Source organism: Streptomyces sp. LS1784, assembly GCF_020103755.1.
Taxonomy (GTDB): Bacteria; Actinomycetota; Actinomycetes; order Streptomycetales; family Streptomycetaceae; genus Kitasatospora.
Map to the genome: position 1 here is coordinate 1 of NZ_JAHSQD010001102.1, position 1,145 is coordinate 1,145.

General features: G+C 77.2%; 1 pseudogene. It reads left to right on the forward strand.

Annotation, left to right across the window (positions count from 1 at the left end):
* Positions 1-1,045 (forward strand): annotated as a pseudogene (locus KS423_RS45935) (regulator); the annotation flags it as partial.
* Positions 1,046-1,145 lie beyond the last annotated feature (100 nt).

Sequence of the window (1,145 nt, forward strand, 5' to 3'; positions counted from 1 at the left end):
CGCTCCCACCGCCCGCAGCACCGCCGGGACCACCGGCACCGCCCCCACCATCGGCCGGGTGCCGATCCAGAGCCGCCGGCCGCCGGTCGCCGTCGAGCCGCCGTACACCGACTCGGCCCGCGAGTCCCGTCCCACCCTGCGGGTCGGCCGCGGCGACATCGCCGCCATCCGCGCCGTCGGCGACCTCTTCCGCGCGCTGGACCACGCCTACGGCGGTGGCCACGCCCGCCAGGCGCTGGTCCGCTACCTGGAGAGCGAGGCCGAGCCGATGCTGCGCGGCCGCTACGGAGAGCAGATCGGCCGGGCCCTGTTCGGCGCGGTCGCCGACCTCACCAGGCTGGCCGGCTGGACGTCCTTCGACATCGCCGCCCACGGCCTCGCCCAGCGCTACTTCGTCCAGGCGCTGCGCCTGTCCCAGGCCGCCGGGGACCGGGCGCTCGGCGGCTACGTGCTGGTGACGATGAGCCAGCAGGCCGTCCACCTGGGCCACGGCCGGGAGGCGGTCCAGCTCGCCCGGGTCGCGCAGCAGGGCGTGGGCACCGCCGTGCCGCCGGTGGTCCAGTCACTGATGCACGCCGCCGAGGCACGCGGGCACGGCCTGCTGGGCGACGTACGGTCCTGCACCACCGCCCTGGTGCGCGCCGAGCGCTCCCTGGCGGCGGCCCGGACGGGCGACGAACTGCCTTCCTGGGCGCGGTACTTCGACGAGGCCCAGCTCTCCGACGAGTTCGCCCACTGCTACCGCGACCTCCAGCAGTGGCGGACCGCGGCGCAGCACGCCGAGAAGTCGCTGCGGCTGCGCTCGCCCGCCTACGCCCGCAGCCGGATCTTCTGCCGCCTGGTGCTGGCCACTGCCCGGCTCGGCATGGGGGACCTCGACGAGGCCTGCACCATGGCCACCGACGCGCTGCGGGCGGCGGGGGAGATGCGCTCGGCCCGCTCGCTGGAGTACGTCCGGGACTTCCACCGCCGCCTCACCCCCTACCGCGGCAGCCCGGTGGCCCGCGCCTTCGAGGAGACGGCCCGCCAGGCGGGAGTGATCTGACCCGGCGGGTGCGTGGGGAGCGGGCCCGCGGGCCCGGCGTGCGGAGGGCCGGGCCTGCCGGCTCTCGGCGGCCCGGACCCGTGGCTGCTCCGCGTCGGCC